The organism is Mariprofundus sp. EBB-1 (assembly GCF_003665155.1).
GTDB lineage: Bacteria > Pseudomonadota > Zetaproteobacteria > Mariprofundales > Mariprofundaceae > Mariprofundus.
This window is the reverse complement of record NZ_RCFQ01000010.1, coordinates 40,571-60,546: the sequence shown is the minus strand read 5'-3', so window position 1 is coordinate 60,546 and position 19,976 is coordinate 40,571. Positions and strand designations below refer to the sequence as shown.

Sequence of the window (19,976 nt, the reverse complement as noted above, 5' to 3'; positions counted from 1 at the left end):
GTTTTCGCAGGCGAGCCGTTGAAAAGAGATCTCGCCTGGTCATTGGCACATCAGCATCCGATAGTTATCGTTCGACGTATATCAGTGGAGTTGCCTTTGTCTCGTTCTTTTTCATACTTTTGTTGTGTTGTAGCTGTGCTAATGACGGTGTTATCTGTTCATGTTGAATCGGTTTTGGCAAAGGGTGCATCAGCCGGAGCTCCCGAGGCTCAGGCAGCATTCGTTGAGGCTGGAGTTGCAAGGACAGAGGATAGATCTGCGATCAGTGAGGCCAAGCCTGTAGCCAGTGAGAGCAAACCTTCAATCAGTGAGATCAAGCCAGTAGTCAGTGAGCCCAAACCTGTAATTAGTGAAATCAAACCTGCAATCAGTGAGAGTAAAATAGCCACCGATCCGATGGTTGATGAGTGCACTAGAATAGGAAAAAAACTTGGCAGTGTAACGATTAAGCATTGCCTGGCTGTTCACCTGACTGATACTGGCGAACGCTCTGTCAGGGGGCAGGCAATATTGATCAAGGAGTATCCACCGCTGTTGGAACAGCGTAAACCTATTGCGCGGGTATTGTTGATTGGTGGTATGCATGGCGATGAATACGCCTCTGTCAGTGTGGTGTTCAAGTGGATGCAAACCTTGGATAAATATCATTCAGGCCTGTTTCACTGGCATGTCTCACCGTTGATGAACCCGGATGGTTTGTTGCTTAGTAGCCCTTCTGCTCGACTGAATGCGCGCGGTGTTGATTTGAATCGCAATATGCCTACACCTGATTGGTACAAGAATACCGGGGTTTATTGGCATCAAACAGGCAATGATCCACGTCGGAATCCTGGTGTTGAACCACTGAGTGAGCCCGAGAGTCGCTGGTTATATGAAGAGATTCGTACATTTAAGCCTGATGCCATTATCTCTGTGCATGCGCCTTATGGTTTGCTTGATTATGATGGGCCTCCAGTTGCACCGGGTAAAATGGGTTCTCTGCGCTTGAAGCGACTAGGTGCTTTCCCCGGTTCTCTCGGTAATTTTGCTGGTAAACAGCATGATATTCCTGTGATTACGGTTGAATTAGCCTCGGCAGGTTCTATGCCTGCAGCGCAAGATATTTCAAAGATGTGGATGGATTTGGTGCGTTGGTTGCGATATAACATTCCCAAGGATGTGACCATGAAGGGGTATGGGGCATTTGATGAAACGACACAGATGTTGTTGGCATCACCGCGGTTGAATGAAAAAGAGAAGGCTGAAATAGCGGCCATGCCAGTTATTTCAGGCCAACATGATTCGATGGTAGAAATTAAAGGTTCGGTAGGCGAGGAATGAAAAAAATGCAGACGAAATATCTGTTTTTATTGGTGTTAGCTTGGTTGTGTATTCCCTTACAAGTGACCGATGCTACTGCCAGTCGAATGAGTAAGCAGGATGTTTATCAGTTACTTAAATCCGGTGATAGTGAAGTGGTGCAGTCGCTGGCATTAGGGGAGCGGGAAATTTTTCTGGCGACGATGGCAATGAACCAGGGCAGTACAGCTCAAGCGTTGGCCTTTTTAAATACAGAGGCCGTGAAGAAAAATCAGTTGGCAGCCTTAATCAAGGCTGAGGCGTATCGCCGACAGTCTGTTGAGGCCGCGGATCGGGCTGGCCATTATGCGCATGCGGTGAATGATGATATTGGAGCACTCAAACGGGCACGTATCACAGACGGTTTGGATAAGGCCAATACGCGTTTAAATGCATTTGTGGAACGCGTGAGCAGCGCAAAACCTTCTGCCTTGCAAGCTGTAGTGCATAAGCCTGCTGTCGTTAAAGAGGTGGCCATTGCTCCGGTCAAGGTGGCCAGCCTGGTGCAGCCTCGTGCTGCCGTGACGCCGCAGCCAACTGAAACCCATGTCTCAGCGGAGCCAAAAGCGTCGCAAAATACGAAAGTAGAGCCTGCGCCAGCTGTTGTGGTTGAGAGCAAGGAGTCGTCTCCGGCGGATGTTTATCAATCGGTGCGTGCTGCTATAGAAATCTGGCGTGAAGATTGGGAGTCACGCGATAGTAAGGCCTACCTGAGGCATTATCATAAATCATTCAAAACCTTGAAACATGATTATAACTCCTGGGTTGCATACAAACGGCGGGTGAACGGTAGTAAATCGTTTATCAAGGTTACGTTATCGGATATAAAGATCATTCCGAGTGCTGATAAGGGGCAAGACGGTGAGGCTGTGTTGGTTGTGTTTAACCAACGTTATCAATCGAATGATTTTAATGCAGAGAGTCACAAACAACTTTATATGGCACGGAAAAACAGCTCTGAACCATGGTTGATCCTGTATGAAGGTGATGGCGCGTAATGGGTGTCGCGTGCATGCTCGCAGGCTTTCGCTACAGGCGTTTTATAGGAGGTGGTCATGGCATTAATAATTACAAATGATTGCATTAACTGTGCCGTCTGCGAGCCCGAATGTCCGAATGTGGCAATTTTTGAAGGTGAAGAGATCTTTGAAATTGATTCGGATCTCTGTACTGAATGCGTTGGTCATTTTGATAAGCCGCAATGTCAGTTGGTGTGTCCGGTGGATTGCATTCCGCTGGATCCTGAGCGAGAGGAGAGTCATGATCATCTGCTTCAAAAATATGAGCAATTGACGGGGAAACCTGCATGACCGGGCGTCTGTTTATCATTTCAGGGCCATCTGGCGCAGGCAAATCCAGTTTGTGCAAAGAGATACTCGCGCAGTGTTCTGATCTGCATCTGGCAGTTTCCTGTACTACGCGTAGCCCTCGCCCTGGTGAAGAGGATGGCCGGGAATATCATTTTCTCGAAACAGAGATATTTGAAAAACAATCCGCTCAGGGGGCTTTTCTGGAGTGGGCCAATGTGCATGGTAACATGTATGGCACGCGGCAGTCTGATGTTGAAACCATGCTGGCCAATGGCTCTGATGTATTATTGGAAATTGATTGGCAGGGGGCACAGCAGGTGGCTGAAAAGATTCCTGCCGCAGTGCGTCTCTTTATTTTACCACCGTCGGTTGAAGTATTACGTCAGCGCTTGATCTCCCGTGATCAGGACAGTGCCGATGTGGTTGAGCGCCGTGTTGCTGCTGCTGAAACAGAAATGTCACATGCAGATGAAGCGCACTACAGTGTGGTAAATGATGATTTTGATTTGGCTCTTAAGCGCTTATTGGAGATTATTAGGTAGGTATAAGCACCTCAGATTACTACATTGTAAAGTGTTTTTATAGTTCTGTGGTTGCAATTTGCCTGTCCACTCCTATCTTCCAGACCATATTCATTGTTTTTTTGTTTGGAGGTAAGCCTGATGGCTCGTGTTACTGTAGAAGATTGTGTTCGTTATTACCCTAATCGTTTTGAAATGGTTTTACTTTCAGCGCGCCGTGCCCGTCAGTTATTGAATGGCCTGCCTGCAATGCTTGAAACCGAAGGTGATAAGCCTGCTGTACAGGCATTGCGTGAAATGGGTGAAGGTTTTGTGTCATGGGATTCACTGTTCGAGCAGGATGATCAGGAGCGTCGCCGACAGGCTGCTTTTGCAGAAGAAGAAGGTGCTGAAGGCGCAGCCTGATTTTCGCACTTTTTGTCTATTTAGAGGCTTTCTGAGCGATTGCTCTGAATTATGAGCCGAATTTATGAAATTACTGAACGCGTAGCTGCATACGCACCAAATGCTGATATTGATCTTATCAATCAGGCTTATGTGTTTGCAGCGCATGCACATGCTGGCCAAGTCCGTAATTCCGGTGAGTCGTATATCACGCATCCTTTGGCTGTTGCCGATATTTTATCCAGTCTGGGTATGGATGCATCTACTATTATTACAGGCTTACTACACGATACCGTTGAAGATACCAACGTAAGTCTGGCTGATGTTGAGCGGCATTTTGGTGCTGATGTGGCAGGTCTTGTCGATGGTGTGACCAAAATCGGTAAGATTCATTTCTCATCTAAAGAGCAGAAGCAGGCGGAAAACTTCCGCAAGATGATCTTAGCGACCGCTAAAGATTTACGTGTGTTGATCGTGAAGCTGGCGGATCGTCTGCATAATATGCGTACGCTTGGATTTATGCCGGAACATAAGCGCAAAGCTATTGGTGAAGAGACACTGGAGATTTATGCGCCTCTCGCCCATCGTCTTGGCATTCACTGGATCAAGCAAGAGATGGAAGATTTGGTCTTCTCTTACTTGGAGACAGATGCTTACAAAGCTCTGCTGGCAGAAATCCAGGATCGCCTGGAGGGCTTGAACCAAACGCGTGAACGTTTGGAAAGTGTGATTCAGCAGGCGCTTTTGCGGCAGGGCTTAAAAGCCGAGGTGCAGGGGCGCATGAAGCATCTGTATAGCATCCATGAAAAAATGCAGCGCAAGCATGTGAACTTTGAAGAGATTTTTGATCTATTAGCCTTCCGGGTGATTGTTGAAGATATGACAACGTGTTACCAGGCTCTTGGTGTGGTGCATAGCCTGTATAGGCCTGTGCCGGGGCGCTTTAAGGACTATATCGCCATACCAAAACCCAATGGCTATCAGTCTCTGCATACGGTGGTTATCGGGCCTGAAAACTTTCGTATAGAAGTACAGATTCGTACCGAGGCAATGCATGTGTACGCTGAAGATGGCGTCGCGGCGCATTGGGTGTATAAAAAAGGGGTCGATAGCAAAGATCAAGATAGTTTCCAGTGGCTGAAGCAACTGACGAAGGTGCTTAAGGACGCTGATAATCCAGGTGAATTGCTTGAAAATGTGCGCCTGGATCTGTTCGTGAGAGAAGTGTATGTATTCAGTCCTGATGGAGATATTTATTCCTTGCCGCGTGGTGCGAAGCCACTCGATTTTGCTTACGCAGTACATACAGATGTAGGACAGCATTGTGTGGGCGTGCGTATCAATGGTGAAGTGTCTGATTTCTCCGCGCGGTTACGCAACGGTGATCAGATTGAAGTGATGACCAGTCCTGATCAAACCCCTAGCCGTCAATGGCTGCAATATGTTAAGACGCCAAGAGCGAAGCAGGCTATTCGCCAGTGGTTCCGCCGGCAGGAGCGGCATAGCAGTATTCGTATGGGAGAGAAAATTCTGCAAGAAAGCGTGGGCGTTAAGGATGTTAGTGCTGAAGTGCTGACCTTATGTGGGTGTGCTGATATCAATGAACTCAAGATGCGTTTAGGCAGTGGTGTTCTCGCTATACATACGCTGTTTGATGCAATGCCGCAGAAGCGTTCGTTGCCATTTAAGTTGACGGGTATGAAACGCACCTACATGCATGCGGCTGAATGTTGTCATCCTATTCCTGGAGATAGTGTGGTGGGGCATCTGAATGCCAGTGAAGGCATGACATTACATCACAGTAAATGCAGTGCGGTGATGGATGGTGAGTCATTGGATTGGCTTGAAGTGGATTGGCAGCCTCAACCGGGACAGTTGTTCAGGACAGGGATTGAAACCCGTTCGCTCAATAGGCGCGGCATGCTGGCGGATGTGACACGCTGTATTGCTGATGCGGGTTCGAGCATTGAAGATTTGAAATTAAATCAGCGTGGCGGTTCGATGACCGAGCTGCTATACCTTGTTGAAGTGGAAGATCGTGTGCATTTGGCGCGTGTGCTGCGAGCTATCAAGTCTATTGACGGTATTGTGAGCGTGAGTCGACGTAATCGTATTGGTCTAAGTGGTAAGCCGGAGACTCGTGCGCTGGGTGAAACGCTGCGTGACTTCTTTGCCGGCCGAAATCATCACAAGAAAGGAAGTGAAAAATGAGTGTGATTAAAGTGATTCATTCAGAACAGGCACCTAAAGCTGTGGGGGCATATAGTCAGGCGGTAGTATCCGGTGGTGTGTTGTACGCTTCCGGTCAAATTGGCCTTGATCCCCAAAAGGGCACGCTTGTGGGTGATGGTGTGGAATCTCAGGCTCAACAGGTGACAAAAAATTTGACTGCTGTGCTGGCTGAAGCAGGAGCAGATTTGAATGATATTCTGAAAGTAAATATATTCCTTGTGGATATGAATGATTTTCCCAAAGTGAATGCTATTTATGCAGACTGGCTGGGTGAGCACCGACCTGCGCGAGCGACAGTGGCAGTAGCGGCATTGCCGTTAGGGGCGCTAGTTGAGATGGATGTGACCGCTAGGATGCTTGATTCAACAGCGTGAAGGCCGTGTCATTTCCGTAAGCCGCGTTGTATGCGTGGGTGTGATGATGTTTAAAAGGTACTCGTTTGCGTTGGCTTTTGTCTGTTTTTCTGGTTTGTGACGTGAGAGTTCTTGATTTCGCTTAAGCTGGTGGCATGATTCGCATCCGTTTTGGCGGAGTGGCTTTTACTTCACTCCTCTTTTCGGTTGGTTTTGACTGTTGTAATATTAAGCAGTCACTACTTTTTAGCTACAACGTTTTTTATATGCGAGGGTGGCGGAATTGGTAGACGCGCTGGTTTTAGGTACCAGTATCCATGATGTGGGGGTTCGAGTCCCCCCCCTCGTACCATACATATGGATGTTCTGATTTTTCAGAGCATCCTTTTTTTAATGTCCGAATGGAGAATTCAATGATTAAGACCGATGTGAAAGAACTTGCAACGCATGAATACGAAGTACATGTTACTGTAGCACAGGGCGAATATGATCGCGTGTATGCTGACCAGATGAAAAAACTCACTAGCCAGGCTAAATTACCGGGTTTCCGTCCGGGTAAAACACCTGCTCATGTCATTAAGAAGCAGTTCGGTCCTAAGATTCATGAAGAAACAGTATCTGCACTGATTCAGTCACATTATGTCACAGCCATAGAATCATCCGGTTTGAAGCCTGCTGTGCAGCCTATGATCGATATTCCATCCGTACAGTCTGCAGAAGGTTTTGAATTCACCATGAAAGTAGCTACCTGGCCGGAAGTAGAATTGGCTGATGTGAGTAAGCTGGCATTCAATGAAACTACTGTAACTGTTGAAAATGCTGATATTGAACAGGTTATTGAGCGTTTAATGAAATCGCAGGTAAAATTTGAGATTGAAGCAGAACGTGCTTCTGAAAATGGTGATCAGTTACATATCGACTTTGTCGGTTCTATTGATGGTGAAGCATTTGATGGTGGTAAGGGTGAAGATGTGCCGCTGGTGTTGGGTGAAGCACGTTTTATACCGGGCTTTGAAGAGCAGTTGATCGGTAAGAAGGCCGGTGATGATGTTGTTGTCACAGTGAGTTTTCCGGAAGATTATCAGGCAGCCCACCTGGCTGGTAAAGCAGCTGAGTTTGCTACGCATATTAAGACTGTAGGCAAGCCAATCACCGCCAAAAATGAAGATGAGTTGGCAGTTCTGGTTGGATTTGAAGATGGTGCTGCCTTGAATGCGGATGCTCAGAAACGTTTGGCTGAAGAAGCTGAGCAGGCGTCTTATAGCACTACACGCGATGCAGCGCTGGATGCCTTGATCGCAGCCAATGCCATGGAGTTACCTGAGCCATTGATCGCGCAGGATATGCAGGAGTCGGCTAAGCGTGTATTGGCCAACATGAAAGAACAGGGCATGGAAACGCCAGAAGAAATGCTTAAGGATGAAGCGTTCATTCAGGAAATTCGCACACGTTCTGAGCGTGGTTTGAAATTATCGATTTTGTTGCAGCAGGTGCGCGAAAAAGCGGATCTGAATGTGGATGATGCTGAGTTGGAAGCGGAGATGGATCGTCAATCACAGCAGTATCCTGAAGAGCAGCGCGATCAGTTTAAAGCATGGATCAAGAGCCAGAAAGAGCAGGTTGCATCTATGCAGGATGCTCTGCTTGAGCGTAAATGTATCGCTTATCTTGTTGAGAAGGCTACAACCACAGCCGCGAATACATCACTATCAGATTGGCAAGCCGAGCAAGCACAATAAAAAGGTCGCTTTGATTCAGGAATGACTTTTGCAAAATATTGTTTTATTGATCATTGGCTTTATGGTGAGTCGCAGAGTTTTGATGATTGGGTGGCTATAAGCCGTTTGATTAAACAGGAGAACACATGAGTCTAGTTCCGGTTGTTGTTGAGCATACTGCCCGAGGAGAGCGTTCTTACGATATCTTTTCTCGTCTGCTTAAAGAGCGCATTATTTTTCTGAATGGTCAGGTTGACGATCATATGTCTAACTTGATTGTCGCCCAGTTGTTATTCTTGGAATCTGAATCTCCTGATAAGGACATCTACCTGTATATCAATAGTCCGGGTGGCTTGGTGACTGCTGGTATGGCAATTTATGATACCATGCAATATATCCGTTGTGATGTTTCCACACTTTGTATCGGTCAGGCTGCTAGTATGGGCGCCCATTTGTTGGCGGCGGGGGCAAAAGGAAAACGCTTTTCCCTACCTAATTCGCGCATTATGATCCATCAGCCTCTGGGTGGTTTTCAGGGTCAGGCCACTGACATCGAAATTCATGCACGTGAAATTTTAAGTCTTAAGCAGCGACTCAATGAGATGATGGCAGAGCATACAGGGCAGCCGTTGGAAAAATTATCTGATGATGTGGAGCGGGATTATTTCTTGACCGCACAACAGGCGAAAGATTACGGTTTGGTTGATGATGTGCTGTCTTCCCGTGCAGAATTGGGCGCAGCCGGAGGTTCGGATGACGACTCAGAGTAGCAGTGGCGACAATACTTTATTTTGCTCATTCTGCGGAAAATCACAGCATGATGTGAAAAAATTAATTGCCGGCCCTACTGTGTTTATCTGTGATGAATGCATTGAGTTATGCAACGAAATTATCGTTGAAGAGTTGTCCGATGATAAAAAAGAGATCAAGGAAGAGACTGGTCTCCCTCGCCCATCAGAAATCAAAGCTTTTCTTGATGAGTATGTTATTGGTCAGGAATCCTCTAAACGATTGTTGTCGGTCGCTGTCTATAACCACTACAAACGTATTGCGCATAATGAAAAAGACGAAGTCGAAATTTCCAAATCCAATGTGCTGTTATTAGGCCCGACGGGATGTGGTAAAACACTGTTGGCACAAACCCTGGCACGTGTGTTTGATGTGCCATTTGTGATGGCTGATGCAACGACTCTGACTGAAGCAGGTTATGTCGGTGAAGATGTGGAGAACATTATCCTGAAGCTGTTACAGGCGGCGGATTACGATATTGAGAAAGCCCAGCGCGGTATCGTTTATATTGATGAAGTGGATAAATTATCACGTAAGGCTGAAGGTCCTTCGATTACCCGTGATGTGTCCGGTGAAGGCGTTCAGCAGGCGCTGTTGAAATTGATTGAAGGTACTGTCGCGGCAGTACCACCACAAGGTGGGCGTAAGCATCCACAACAAGAATTCATGCAGGTAGATACTACCAATATACTGTTTGTGCTTGGTGGTGCGTTCGCTGGCTTGGAAAAATTGATTGAAGCTAAAGGTAAGGGCCGATCGATTGGTTTTGGCGCAGAAGTATCGACTGAAGATGAAAAAGATATTGGTGTCACCTTAAGTCAGGTGGAGCCGGAAGATCTGATTAAATTCGGACTGATCCCTGAACTGGTAGGTCGTTTGCCGGCTGTTGCAACATTGAGTCAATTGGATAAAGAGGCTCTGTTGCGTATTTTAACTGAACCAAAAAATGCATTGACCAAACAGTTCGGTGCCTTGATGGCTTACGATGGTGTTGAGTTATCCTTTAGTGATGGCGCACTTGAAGCTATTGCAGAAAAAGCGATAGAACGTAAAACAGGCGCGCGTGGATTGCGTGCAATCCTGGAATCGGTGATGCTGGATGTGATGTATGATATTCCAACCATGACAGGTGTAGAGAAGTGTATCGTGAATCGTGATGCTGTGGAAGGAAAGAGCAAACCGCTGTTATTGTTGGCGGGTGATGGTGATGCTCAGCCCATTGAGGCTGCATCCTGAAGCTCACCTGGGTGTTTGCACCAGAGTGTTCTGAATAGAAACATGAATAGTGTTGAATAAAATTAGCATGCAATCGGCCAGTATATGCGCTGAAGTTTTGCTGAATTGTATGTATCTTAATATGCCCGGAGCGGCATGTTTTTCTGTAATGAGGAGTACCACGTGGCCGAATGGGTAAATGACGAAGCCAAAGATTTGAACGCTGAATCCGAGCAGGAGGGAGTTCTTCCCGTTCTGCCATTGCGCGATATTGTCGTGTTTCCACATATGATTGTGCCATTGTTTGTTGGCCGCGATAAATCAGTCAAAGCACTGGAAGAGGTGATGGCCTCTGATAAAAAGATTTTGCTGCTGGCGCAAAAAGATGCTTCTCATGATGACCCTGGTGCTGATGAACTGTACGGCGTTGGCACACTCGGCAATATTCTGCAGCTGCTAAAGTTACCTGATGGTACGATCAAGGTGTTGGTTGAAGGTGGCCCCCGCTTGTTGGTCGATGAATTGACCTCACAAGAGGACTATCTGTGTGGTCACTATACCTTGATGCCTGAAGTGAGCGAGGATGAACGTGAGCAGGAGAATGTGGCGCGCTCGCTGATTCAAAAGTTTGAAGCCTATGTGAAGTTGAATAAGAAGCTGCCTCCTGAAGTGATGGTGTCTGTCTCAGCAGTTGATGAGCCGGATAAGCTGGCTGATACCATTGCAGCGCACCTGAACCTTAAGGTTGAGGAGAAGCAGGCTCTGCTTGAAATCGCAAGTGTTACTGAGCGTCTGGAACGTTTGTATGGACACATGGAAGATGAGATGGAACTGATGCAGGTGGATAAGCGCATCCGTGGCCGTGTGAAGCGTCAGATGGAGAAGAGCCAGCGCGATTATTACCTGTCTGAGCAGATGAAGGCGATTCAGAAAGAGCTGGGTGATGAAGATGGCGAAAGTGATCTGCAGCAGTTGGAAGAGAAAATTCAAAAATCAGGCTTGAGCACTGAAGCAAAAGAGAAGGCTGAAACAGAGTTTAAACGTTTGAAAATGATGCCGGCGATGAGTTCGGAAGCAACGGTGGTGCGCAACTATCTGGATTGGTTGCTTGATATTCCATGGAAAAAACGTTCACGTGTTGGGAAAAACATTACAGTAGCTGAAAAGGTGCTGGATGAAGATCATTTTGGTCTGGAAAAGGTCAAAGAACGTGTGCTGGAGCATTTGGCTGTACTTAAACTGGTGCGTAAAATGAAAGGCCCGATTCTCTGTTTTGTGGGCCCTCCGGGTGTAGGTAAAACATCCCTGGCTAAATCTATTGCACGCGCGACTAAGCGTGAATATGTGCGCATGAGTTTGGGTGGTGTGCGTGATGAAGCTGAAATTCGTGGTCATCGCCGTACCTATATTGGTTCCATGCCGGGTAAAGTGATTCAGTCGATGAAAAAAGCGGGCACCAAAAACCCACTCTTTTTGTTTGACGAGATAGATAAATTAGGGGCTGATTTCCGTGGAGATCCATCTTCTGCATTGTTGGAAGTATTGGATCCAGAGCAGAATCACACCTTTAATGATCACTATATGGAAGTGGATTACGATCTCTCCGAAGTGATGTTTATTACCACTGCCAATAGCTTGAATATTCCGGGGCCATTATTGGATCGTATGGAGATCATTCGTATCTCAGGTTATACAGAGCGTGAAAAGTTCGAGATTGCACGTCGTTACCTGCTGGAAAAACAGCGTAAAAACCACGGATTGAAAGAATCTCAGCTTAGTCTGGATGATTCTGCATTGACTGAAGTGGTGCGGTATTACACCCGTGAAGCTGGTGTGCGTGGTTTATCGCGTACCTTGGCCAAGCTGTGCAGGAAAGTCGCACGCAATGTTGTGCAATCAGAGAATAAGGGGTCGTTCAATTTAACTGCTGCGGATATTGAAACCTATCTAGGCGTGCGCAAGTACAGATTCGGACTGGCAGAAGAGCATGATCAGGTAGGTGTGGTGACAGGGCTGGCCTGGACGGAAGTCGGTGGTGAGCTGCTTCAGATTGAAACGGCCCTAATGCCCGGTAAAGGTAAATTGACCGTGACTGGTCAGTTGGGCGATGTCATGCAGGAGTCTATTCAGGCAGCTTTGACCTATGTGCGTTCGCGTGCTGAACCCTTGGGTTTAAAACCGGACTTTCATCAACATGTAGATATTCATGTGCATGTCCCGGAAGGAGCTATTCCGAAAGATGGGCCATCTGCTGGCCTGGGGATGGCAACATCGATTGTTTCTGCCCTGACAGGTATTCCGGTCAAGAAACATGTTTGTATGACCGGAGAGATCACGCTGCGAGGTAAGGCTTTACCCATTGGTGGTCTTAAAGAGAAGTTGTTGGCAGCCCATCGTGGAGGTTTAACTGAAGCGATCATCCCTGAGGAAAACGCAAAGGATTTAAAGGACATCCATGCAGATGTTTTAGCAGGCCTTGAAGTGCATGTTGTGGGTCATATGGATGAGGTGTTAGACCATGCCTTGACTCGAATGCCAGTGGGTATAAGTATGGCCACAAGTTTTGTTCCTGGGCTCGTTGCAGGCATTTATTTAGATGATAAACTGCCTGATAACGTTGACGATAACCCGGCAGTAGCACATTAACAAAATAATAAAAAATAAGTTGACAGGACATGGGGTAGCTTGCGTATAGTTCGCATCCCATTAAATGTGGCGGGAGGAATGATGAATAAAGCAGAATTGATTAACCATGTAGCATCATCAGCTGGTTTGAGTAAAGCAGCAGCAGGCGATGCTGTTGAAGCAGTTATTGGCGGTATCACAAGTACTTTAGCAGGTGGCGATGCAGTCAGCCTGGTAGGATTTGGTACATTCTCAGTAGCCGATCGTGCAGCTCGCACAGCGCGCAACCCACGTACGGGTGAAGCAATCGAAGTAGCGGCTTCAAAGGCTCCAAAATTCAAAGCTGGTAAAGCTCTGAAAGACGCAGTTAAATAAATCCCGAGAGTGGGTTTTCCCACTTTCTTTAAACAAGGGCTACGGAAGCCCTTGTTTTTATTCGGGCGCTTAGCTCAGCTGGGAGAGCAACGGCCTTACAAGCCGTAGGTCGCAGGTTCGAACCCTGCAGCGCCCACCATTTTGGCAGGTTTCAGCGTGTTAAATGAAGCTTGTTTTGAGATCAATCTTTAGGGTTGATTTTAGGTTCGTAAATGATTACTTTGCGCACCGAACCGCTGGAGCGGTAGTTCAGTTGGTTAGAATGCCGGCCTGTCACGCCGGAGGTCGCGGGTTCGAGTCCCGTCCGCTCCGCCACATAGAAAGCCTTCGATGGAAACATCGGAGGCTTTTTTTATGCAATATATTTTGAGCTGTAGAAGAACTGAGTGGATGGGTGAGACAGATTGTCAGGATAGTCAATCTGAACGTTACAGCGTGACGGCTCGGAGGGCGGAAGGCATGGATGCCTGAAGTAAGCCGTGTTCGGGTTCGACGCATTGGCAGGAAGCCAATGCGAACGCCGAAGGTACGACGGCGGCCCGCAGGGCGTAGGGCATGGATGCCCGAAGTAGTCTCTGTCCGCTCCGCCACATAGAAAGCCTTCGATGGAAACATCGGAGGCTTTTTTTATGTAATTATTTTTTAATGAACCAGGTGAATTATCCGGTCTCACTATTTCTCTGCAAAAGCTGTTTTATTGTGATGGCGGGTGTACCGATATAAATCAAGTTAACCCTCTTTTAAGGTGACACATAACATCGCAGAAGCATTATTTGAGCAATAGTGAACAAGTGATCATCACCTTTTTGTGTAGAAGTTGATAATGATGATCCACGACCATATTTAACGCTTTTAAGTTTGCTCAGAAATGACAATCAATTCTACGATGTTTTCTCTGAACTCTGTCCATGAGTAACGTGATACCGGGTTGCCAAAAGGATTGATGATGATTTGGTGCTGGCGTAAACATGAGTAATCTTCTTCGCGTGGGAATAACTTTCTAATGGCATTCTGTATAGGGTCGCTCCATACAAAGCTATCTTTTAGTCGATAACCAATCCAGACATAACCCTCACTCAATAGTTGTGCAAAGAGTGCTTCAGCATCTTCAGGAAGGGGGCTGTTTACACTAAGAACCTGAATGTCCATCTCATCAGTATCGCCTGTATCACCCATCATATCGTCAATAGTATGGCGCAGGGTGCGTTGTAGCTCATATGCTTCAGGATTTTCGACTCTATACATGTGATAGCTGGTATGGGCTGCATACGTGCCATAAAACGCACTGGGGACAGTGATATGTATTTCATGTGGTAAATTAAATCGTTGCAGCTCTTCCTGCAGTAATTGTGCTTGAGCCCTGTTTTCCAATACCGGGTAAATCTCGGGATTGGTGCCTTGCTCATTGATGATGGTGACCAGGTGAGAAAGTACACTAGAAATACTCGCATAGGCATGTGCCTTTAGATGAGGGCTACGTGAAAGCAGAATTTTATCGGCATTTTTGACATAAGGGCGCAGGAAATTCATGTCTGCAAAGTTCCAGCGTACAATATCAATTTTAATGCGCTCATTCGCACCGGCTGTTTCATTTACGCGTCGACGGAGATATGCCAGCTGATCAGTGCATTCGGCTTCACTCAAGTCATCAATTAAGGTTAATTCGATGGTGTCAAAGTCATCAAGCATGCGTTGTAATAGTAGTGGAAGGCTACCTACCCAGCCGGTAATGAGCAGTTTGAGGTGCTTGTGTGTTTGGGTAGGTTGCAAATCGAGACTATATGTAGTGTGAGTTTCTTCCCTATAAAGATCGCACTGCTTGATGACATACAGCGATTCAGAGAAGAGTGCGTTGGCACTGATGGCCATGCCAAGCAGTGAAGGTATTTGCATCGGTAATTTAAGTTTATCGAGTGTATAGATAGGGTGAGGGTGTCCCTCGTCATCACTTATCGCAACAAGCGTGACACCACGAAGAAGTAGTTTGGCGGCTAGTTTTGTGACTGGCATAGACTGACTTTCATCCGGCAGAGTCAATGTGATTTGACCATCTTCATGTTGTAGTAATCCGCCCCATTCTGAGATTTGCAGAGATGAATCCTCAGTGCGTTCAGGGATCATCATGCGTTCCATGACCTGATCAAAATCTTTATAGACAAGAATGTTTCTGAACATATTGGCGCGCACATCTGCTTGCGATAAAACCACTGTCGGTTTGTTGTAAAAGTCGGTGGTATCCCATCCAACCTGTAACATATGTTTGTGGGAATCGAGATGCGGTGCAGCAAGCCCGGGTGTTGTAACATTGACATAGATATTCGGGTGGGCTTTTCGCACGGCGATCAAAGCATAGCTTGCAAAAGCCAGGTTATCTGAGCTGCCAAACCCGTCAGGCACATTGATAGTGACCTGTCTGGCATGGCTGAGGTTGATGCGTCTCAGTGAGTTTTTGTCTTCGGTTTCACCCCAACGGTATGAGACCCAACTGTGTTCGATCAATGCTTCGGGTGTTTTTTCACTATTATTAAGAACCACTAACTTTAGATTTGAAAAGCTGCGTTCAGAGATGATTTTTAGCTGCTCCACAATGAATGGGGATACGTTGGACCAACCCAACATCACCATGTGGTTCGTGATGTTTAAGCGTTCATTGCGCAATTTTGCCATTAGCCCGGAGACAATATGTGCTCCGATACCAATGAAAAAAGCAAAGATAAATACGCCCAAAATGACGGCGACGACGGAAAATATTGCAATGCCTGAACCTTGTGGAAAATGCACAGTATTGCCCGGATCTGTGAACATGCGGAAAGCAAACCAGATGGGGGCAAACATGCCATCATCGGCCATGTTGATGATGCCATCCTGAGTATAATCAAAGGCTTTGACAGTATAATGGCCGATGACACCGCTGCCAATCGAAAGCACAGCCAATAGCAATACGATCAGATTGATCTCCTGCATGAACTGTCCTTCACGCAGAACATCTTTAAGGTTGCGAATAATGACCATCCATGGTCGTAACAGGCGTACCAGTCGTAACATACGCAGTGCAGCACCATAAGGGATGAAAGCGAATGCCGGGATCATGACGATCGTCGCTATGGTATCGACCCACCAGTAAAGCCACTCCATGATTTTATCTTGTTTCGAATCATATTCGATGTTGCGCATAATAATCATGCGAACAGCAAGTTCGACTGAGAAGAAAATGATGATGATCCACATCATGATATCTTCAACAAAAAATGAGAGCAGGATAATAAGCGAAATCAGCATGCCGTAGGTTGGCGAGTACATTGCGCTTTGCAGATCCAGATAACGGAACATGCGTAGCGTACGCAATAGATAACAAGCGCGTATCAGGCGTGCTGCAGCGATATTTTCAGCATCAAGCGGGATGTTGAATATGGTGATTAACAGGGATGCAATACCAATAACATCGAGCACAAGAAACAGTACGTCAATTTTTTGATTCAACGATGAGCGGTAGGGGTTCGTTTGACGCTTGTTGATGATGATGGCGATACGGAGTCCTAATTCGGCCAGAAAGAATAAAAAGAGCACTGTGGCCAGCACTTGATTATGCGTAAAGGAGAGGGCGATCAGACCCATCATCAGGAAGCCGAAGCGCGGGTGCATCAGGATCCATTCCATGTGATGATAAAATAGAGGTTTGTCGGCAATGACAGAACGTAAGTTGTGTATTTTCATCGTGGGCTCACTTGTGTTGCTTGTTTATGGGAGTGCTGCATAAATGATCCGTCAAATGCTCTGCAACGATATTTTTTCGTGAGATTATTTGCAGATGCAAGGTGTTTATACGCATCATCAACCGTGCTCAATGTTGTCTGGCTGGAAATGCCGTTCTTGTCTGTAAATGGCAATTTCAAGCGCATGTGTTATTTAACTGAACTGATACGGCGGGTAAGCGCCTGACTAATGACCACTGCTTTTTCAGGGGGCAGAAAAGAGAGAATTTTACCGACCTTCTTTTCATCCATCAGTAAAAATATTTTTACAACAGTAACTAATTCCATGCCGGAGATGACGGCTGCGGCACGATCAGGCTTCATGCCTTCATAGACTGCAGTAAGGCGTTTCATTTTTTTGCTCTTAATTTTGGACTCATCAGACAAGCGCTGCTGAATACTGGCTTCAAGTTGCTCCAGTTCAGTGATGCGGCGTTTCAGTTTCTCTTCGGCCTGTTGCAGATGTTGTTCGCGTTGATCAAGCGTGTCTGCACGTTGATCCAGTCCATCTTTAAGTTGCCGTAAGGAGCTGAGTGTTTTGTCTTCAATAATACTTTTATGTGTAGATTGAGATGAAACCTCAGCGTTGGCGGAAGGAATCAAATAGGATTCAATCAAAGCAAGCGAGTCTGCAGCAGTCATGCTGTGAATAGCGTTGGGTTGTGTTATTACAGGTTTTTTTGGTAATTCTGGTAGTGATATTTCATTCACCACGATTGATTGAGTGGATGGCGTTTGTGTATTGCCAGATTCGGAGGATATCTGCCAAATATGCAGGCCTATTTTACTGCCAAATAGTAGTCCAATGATTGCAAACATAGTGATGGAGAGTTTTCGCATACTCATCTCCTAACGTGCTGCCGTAGGCCGACGGGCGGCAAAGAGGTCATCAAGCTGACGTTGTTGTTTCTGTTCAGCTTTATGGCGTTGCTGGCGTTGATTCTTCTGATGTGTTTTTTCACAATTGTGATGTTTGCGGAATGCTATATTGAATTTTTCCAATAACTCTTGTTGTTGTGCTTCAATGTCGTGTAAGCCGGAGTAAATAAGTGTAAGCATGGAATGCTGTTCTTGTATAGAGAGATTAAAGTCTTGCAGCAGGGATGCTGTATTACGTTTTTTCATGACTTGGTCACGCTGTACATTAAGTTGCCGTATCCGGGAGAGAACGTCTTTTTGTTGTTGTATGAGTCGTTGTTTATGTGCATGTAATTCAGACAGCTCAAGCTCTACTTTCTTGCGATCCTGTTCGCTGAGCTGAGCCAGTATTTTGGACGTGCTGAGTTTCATGCTTGTCTCCTTGTATGTTAGCTGTGAACTACCAACCTACTTACAAGTTCTAGCAATCGTTGTGCCGAATTCTCTCTGGTGCAAACAGAATGTGTCTGTTGTTGCAAAAATTGACGTATATCAGGCAATAAGGTGATAATATTATCAAGTTCCGGATTGCTTCCTGTTTCATATGCGCCTACTGAAATCATATCTTCCATGCGTTCATAGATGGCAAGTTTTTGACGTAAGGTGCGCATAGCTTGCAGTGCTTCCGGAGTACTTAGTTGTGCATCCAGTCGGCTGACGCTTTTTAGGATGCTAATAGCAGGGTAATGCCCTTGTTCTGACAGGTTGCGGTCAAGAATAACGTGTCCGTCAAGCACAGCCATGGAGGCATCAGCAATGGGATCTGCTTGCAGGTCATCACCTTCCACCAACACCGTATAAAAAGCGCTGATATCACCACTATCACCTTCTCCCGGGCCAGAGCGTTCAAGTAGTTCAGCAAGAATAGAAAAGCAGGAGGGGGTATAACCTTTGCTGGTAGGGGGTTCACCAAGCATCAGTCCAATTTCACGCTGGGCCTGGGCTACTCTGGTTAAGCTATCCATCAGTAGTAGTACCCGTTTTCCATCTGATCGGAATGCTTCAGCGATGGTAGTCGCCATATTGGCTGCGCGCAGTCTAAGTACGGGGGGCATATCTGATGTGGCGACTATGACCACGCTGTGTTGCAACGCCTCAGCCCCGAGTGCAAGATCGAGAAACTCACGTACTTCGCGACTACGTTCGCCGACCAGAGCAATAACATTAATATCAGCATCTGAATTGCGTGCTAACATACCTAACAGGCTACTTTTACCGACTCCAGCTCCTGCAAATAGCCCCAAACGCTGTCCCCAGCCCATAGGCAGGCAGGCATCCATGGCACGAACACCCAGATTCATAGGTGTGTCAATAATATGACGAAAGAATGGATTCAGACGTTTACCATGTAGTGCATAGGTATGTTTTGAAGATAAAAAAGTATTTGATTGTAGTGGTAAATTGTCCATGGGATTGCCCATGCCATCAAGTACGCGGCCTAACAGGTGCTCACTGACCTCAATGGATGGAGTCGTAGCAAGTGGTGTGATTGCATCTCCGGGGGCTATGCCGCGTGTGCTACCAACTGGCATTAGTAGCGAATAATCACCGCGAAATCCGATCATCTCTGCTTCGATACTATGACCTGTACTGCAATGGATTTTGCAAGCGTGCCCAATGCTTGATGGTAAACCGGTTGCTTCCAGCATTGGTCCCAGCACTTTATGTACTTTGCCACGCACAGGAAACGCATTATGTTCATGGTGTTGCTGTAGTAGCTGTTGACGCTGTGCTGCATCCCAGAGAAATGGTTTATGGCTATTGGGCATCTTTGTCGGGGGCTGATGCATCAAGCAGGACTGGTCGCAGTGTGTTGAGATAATCGCCTACGGCGGCAATAGGATCAATGAGAATATCCTGTTGGTTTGTAATAACTCTGCATGTGCCACTTTTGACTGTCGCATCACGTTTCAAGGCGAGCATGGATCCTTCATCTTCAAGCAAACGCTGGAAACTGGAATAATCATCCGGTGAAATTGCAATACGCAGGCCGGTGTTATCTGGAAGCTGATCTGAGGCCTGTTTGGCAATGTTCAATAAGCTGTTCTGATCTGCTTTAATGGTTTCACCGACGATGGCCTCGGCAATATGTTTGGCAACATCCATAGCTGCCTCTGCGAAGGATTGTTGAATGCTGACCAGTGAGGTTTCGGTCTCTTTTAGTGTTTCCTGTAACGATTCAAGAATCTGTTCACCACGCTTACGGCCCAATTCCATACCTGCTTTTTCTCCGGCCAGATAAGCTTTTTCATAGGCTTCTTTTTCGACAATTTCGGCTCTGCCCTGTACCTCTTTAAGCATGCTTTCCAACTGTTGCATGCGGTTCGTATTCAAACTAGGCGATGTGGATAGGTTTGCATCAATGGGACTGAAGGGGAACGCACTGCGCGATTGAGTTGATTCACGATGATCTTCCGGAAAAGTAAGGGGGGTAAGGCTACTCATC

General features: G+C 46.5%; 17 protein-coding genes and 3 tRNA genes. 15 read left to right on the top strand and 5 right to left on the bottom strand.

Translation table 11 applies throughout. The features are described from left to right. The first annotated feature begins 18 nt into the window (after nt 1-18). From D8Y20_RS05980 to D8Y20_RS05910, 15 genes are all read left to right on the top strand, one after another. The gene (locus tag D8Y20_RS05980) at nt 19-1,320 is read left to right on the top strand and encodes a M14 family murein peptide amidase A (RefSeq protein WP_236075279.1); all 1,302 of its coding nucleotides are present in this window, start codon (nt 19-21) and stop codon (nt 1,318-1,320) included. Then, nucleotides 1,317-2,336 carry a hypothetical protein gene (locus D8Y20_RS05975; protein ID WP_121542131.1) on the top strand — a complete coding sequence of 340 codons (1,020 nt, stop codon included), beginning with the start codon at nt 1,317-1,319 and terminating at the stop codon, nt 2,334-2,336. The genes D8Y20_RS05980 and D8Y20_RS05975 overlap by 4 nt, the downstream gene beginning before the upstream one ends. Before the next feature lie 57 nt (nt 2,337-2,393). After that, complete coding sequence (locus tag D8Y20_RS05970; RefSeq protein WP_121542130.1) at nt 2,394-2,648, top strand: YfhL family 4Fe-4S dicluster ferredoxin; 255 nt, start codon at nt 2,394-2,396, stop codon at nt 2,646-2,648. Further along, nucleotides 2,645-3,190: a guanylate kinase gene (gene gmk, locus D8Y20_RS05965; RefSeq protein ID WP_121542129.1), complete on the top strand. Its 546-nt coding sequence runs from the start codon at nt 2,645-2,647 to the stop codon at nt 3,188-3,190. Before D8Y20_RS05970 ends, gmk begins: the two co-directional genes overlap by 4 nt. Nucleotides 3,191-3,310: 120 nt before the next feature. Continuing rightward, nucleotides 3,311-3,574 (top strand): DNA-directed RNA polymerase subunit omega, encoded by a 264-nt coding sequence (gene rpoZ, locus D8Y20_RS05960; protein ID WP_121542128.1) that lies wholly within the window; start codon nt 3,311-3,313, stop codon nt 3,572-3,574. 51 nt (nt 3,575-3,625) lie between these two features. After that, complete coding sequence (locus tag D8Y20_RS05955; RefSeq protein ID WP_121542127.1) at nt 3,626-5,764, top strand: bifunctional (p)ppGpp synthetase/guanosine-3',5'-bis(diphosphate) 3'-pyrophosphohydrolase; 2,139 nt, start codon at nt 3,626-3,628, stop codon at nt 5,762-5,764. Next, nucleotides 5,761-6,159 carry a RidA family protein gene (locus D8Y20_RS05950; protein ID WP_121542126.1) on the top strand — a complete coding sequence of 133 codons (399 nt, stop codon included), beginning with the start codon at nt 5,761-5,763 and terminating at the stop codon, nt 6,157-6,159. The genes D8Y20_RS05955 and D8Y20_RS05950 overlap by 4 nt, the downstream gene beginning before the upstream one ends. A gap of 247 nt (nt 6,160-6,406) precedes the next feature. Then, nucleotides 6,407-6,490: transfer RNA gene (locus tag D8Y20_RS05945), tRNA-Leu, on the top strand. Nucleotides 6,491-6,551: 61 nt separating this feature from the next. Then, nucleotides 6,552-7,877, top strand: coding sequence for a trigger factor (gene tig / locus D8Y20_RS05940; RefSeq protein ID WP_121542125.1), 1,326 nt, complete (start codon nt 6,552-6,554; stop codon nt 7,875-7,877). 125 nt (nt 7,878-8,002) lie between these two features. After that, a complete protein-coding gene (gene clpP / locus D8Y20_RS05935; protein WP_121542124.1) occupies nt 8,003-8,626 on the top strand; it encodes an ATP-dependent Clp endopeptidase proteolytic subunit ClpP in 624 nt (207 codons plus the stop codon). Then, on the top strand, nt 8,610-9,881 hold the full coding sequence (clpX, locus tag D8Y20_RS05930) for an ATP-dependent Clp protease ATP-binding subunit ClpX (RefSeq protein WP_121542123.1): 1,272 nt from the start codon (nt 8,610-8,612) through the stop codon (nt 9,879-9,881). Before clpP ends, clpX begins: the two co-directional genes overlap by 17 nt. Nucleotides 9,882-10,043: 162 nt before the next feature. Beyond that, on the top strand, nt 10,044-12,506 hold the full coding sequence (gene lon / locus D8Y20_RS05925; RefSeq protein ID WP_236075278.1) for an endopeptidase La: 2,463 nt from the start codon (nt 10,044-10,046) through the stop codon (nt 12,504-12,506). An 81-nt stretch (nt 12,507-12,587) separates the two neighbouring features. Next, complete coding sequence (locus D8Y20_RS05920; protein ID WP_121542121.1) at nt 12,588-12,860, top strand: HU family DNA-binding protein; 273 nt, start codon at nt 12,588-12,590, stop codon at nt 12,858-12,860. A gap of 63 nt (nt 12,861-12,923) precedes the next feature. Next, nucleotides 12,924-12,999: transfer RNA gene (locus D8Y20_RS05915), tRNA-Val, on the top strand. Between the two features lie 99 nt (nt 13,000-13,098). Continuing rightward, nucleotides 13,099-13,175 (top strand) — tRNA-Asp (locus D8Y20_RS05910). A 537-nt stretch (nt 13,176-13,712) separates the two neighbouring features. Here D8Y20_RS05910 and D8Y20_RS05905 read toward each other — a convergent pair. The 5 genes from D8Y20_RS05905 to D8Y20_RS05880 all read right to left on the bottom strand — a co-directional run bounded on the left by D8Y20_RS05905 (nt 13,713) and on the right by D8Y20_RS05880 (nt 19,975). Beyond that, a complete protein-coding gene (locus D8Y20_RS05905; RefSeq protein WP_121542120.1) occupies nt 13,713-16,574 on the bottom strand; it encodes a hypothetical protein in 2,862 nt (953 codons plus the stop codon). A gap of 188 nt (nt 16,575-16,762) precedes the next feature. Next, the gene (locus tag D8Y20_RS05895; RefSeq protein ID WP_236075277.1) at nt 16,763-17,452 is read right to left on the bottom strand and encodes a MotE family protein; all 690 of its coding nucleotides are present in this window, start codon (nt 17,450-17,452) and stop codon (nt 16,763-16,765) included. 9 nt (nt 17,453-17,461) lie between these two features. After that, on the bottom strand, nt 17,462-17,902 hold the full coding sequence (locus D8Y20_RS05890) for a hypothetical protein (RefSeq protein WP_121542118.1): 441 nt from the start codon (nt 17,900-17,902) through the stop codon (nt 17,462-17,464). Nucleotides 17,903-17,919: 17 nt separating this feature from the next. After that, on the bottom strand, nt 17,920-19,320 hold the full coding sequence (locus tag D8Y20_RS05885; RefSeq protein WP_370050581.1) for a FliI/YscN family ATPase: 1,401 nt from the start codon (nt 19,318-19,320) through the stop codon (nt 17,920-17,922). Continuing rightward, the gene (locus D8Y20_RS05880; protein ID WP_121542117.1) at nt 19,289-19,975 is read right to left on the bottom strand and encodes a FliH/SctL family protein; all 687 of its coding nucleotides are present in this window, start codon (nt 19,973-19,975) and stop codon (nt 19,289-19,291) included. Before D8Y20_RS05880 ends, D8Y20_RS05885 begins: the two co-directional genes overlap by 32 nt. Nucleotide 19,976: the final 1 nt, after the last annotated feature.

What these genes read in the sequence shown, in the direction of transcription:
- D8Y20_RS05895 (WP_236075277.1), bottom strand. Translation starts at nt 17,452, where the DNA reads ATGCGAAAACTCTCCATCACTATGTTTGCAATCATTGGACTACTATTT.
- D8Y20_RS05880 (WP_121542117.1), bottom strand. Translation starts at nt 19,975, where the DNA reads ATGAGTAGCCTTACCCCCCTTACTTTTCCGGAAGATCATCGTGAATCA.
- clpX (WP_121542123.1), top strand. Translation starts at nt 8,610, where the DNA reads ATGACGACTCAGAGTAGCAGTGGCGACAATACTTTATTTTGCTCATTC.
- D8Y20_RS05885 (WP_370050581.1), bottom strand. Translation starts at nt 19,320, where the DNA reads ATGCATCAGCCCCCGACAAAGATGCCCAATAGCCATAAACCATTTCTC.
- clpP (WP_121542124.1), top strand. Translation starts at nt 8,003, where the DNA reads ATGAGTCTAGTTCCGGTTGTTGTTGAGCATACTGCCCGAGGAGAGCGT.
- D8Y20_RS05950 (WP_121542126.1), top strand. Translation starts at nt 5,761, where the DNA reads ATGAGTGTGATTAAAGTGATTCATTCAGAACAGGCACCTAAAGCTGTG.
- rpoZ (WP_121542128.1), top strand. Translation starts at nt 3,311, where the DNA reads ATGGCTCGTGTTACTGTAGAAGATTGTGTTCGTTATTACCCTAATCGT.
- gmk (WP_121542129.1), top strand. Translation starts at nt 2,645, where the DNA reads ATGACCGGGCGTCTGTTTATCATTTCAGGGCCATCTGGCGCAGGCAAA.
- D8Y20_RS05905 (WP_121542120.1), bottom strand. Translation starts at nt 16,574, where the DNA reads ATGAAAATACACAACTTACGTTCTGTCATTGCCGACAAACCTCTATTT.
- D8Y20_RS05920 (WP_121542121.1), top strand. Translation starts at nt 12,588, where the DNA reads ATGAATAAAGCAGAATTGATTAACCATGTAGCATCATCAGCTGGTTTG.
- D8Y20_RS05970 (WP_121542130.1), top strand. Translation starts at nt 2,394, where the DNA reads ATGGCATTAATAATTACAAATGATTGCATTAACTGTGCCGTCTGCGAG.
- D8Y20_RS05890 (WP_121542118.1), bottom strand. Translation starts at nt 17,902, where the DNA reads ATGAAACTCAGCACGTCCAAAATACTGGCTCAGCTCAGCGAACAGGAT.
- D8Y20_RS05975 (WP_121542131.1), top strand. Translation starts at nt 1,317, where the DNA reads ATGAAAAAAATGCAGACGAAATATCTGTTTTTATTGGTGTTAGCTTGG.
- D8Y20_RS05955 (WP_121542127.1), top strand. Translation starts at nt 3,626, where the DNA reads ATGAGCCGAATTTATGAAATTACTGAACGCGTAGCTGCATACGCACCA.
- tig (WP_121542125.1), top strand. Translation starts at nt 6,552, where the DNA reads ATGATTAAGACCGATGTGAAAGAACTTGCAACGCATGAATACGAAGTA.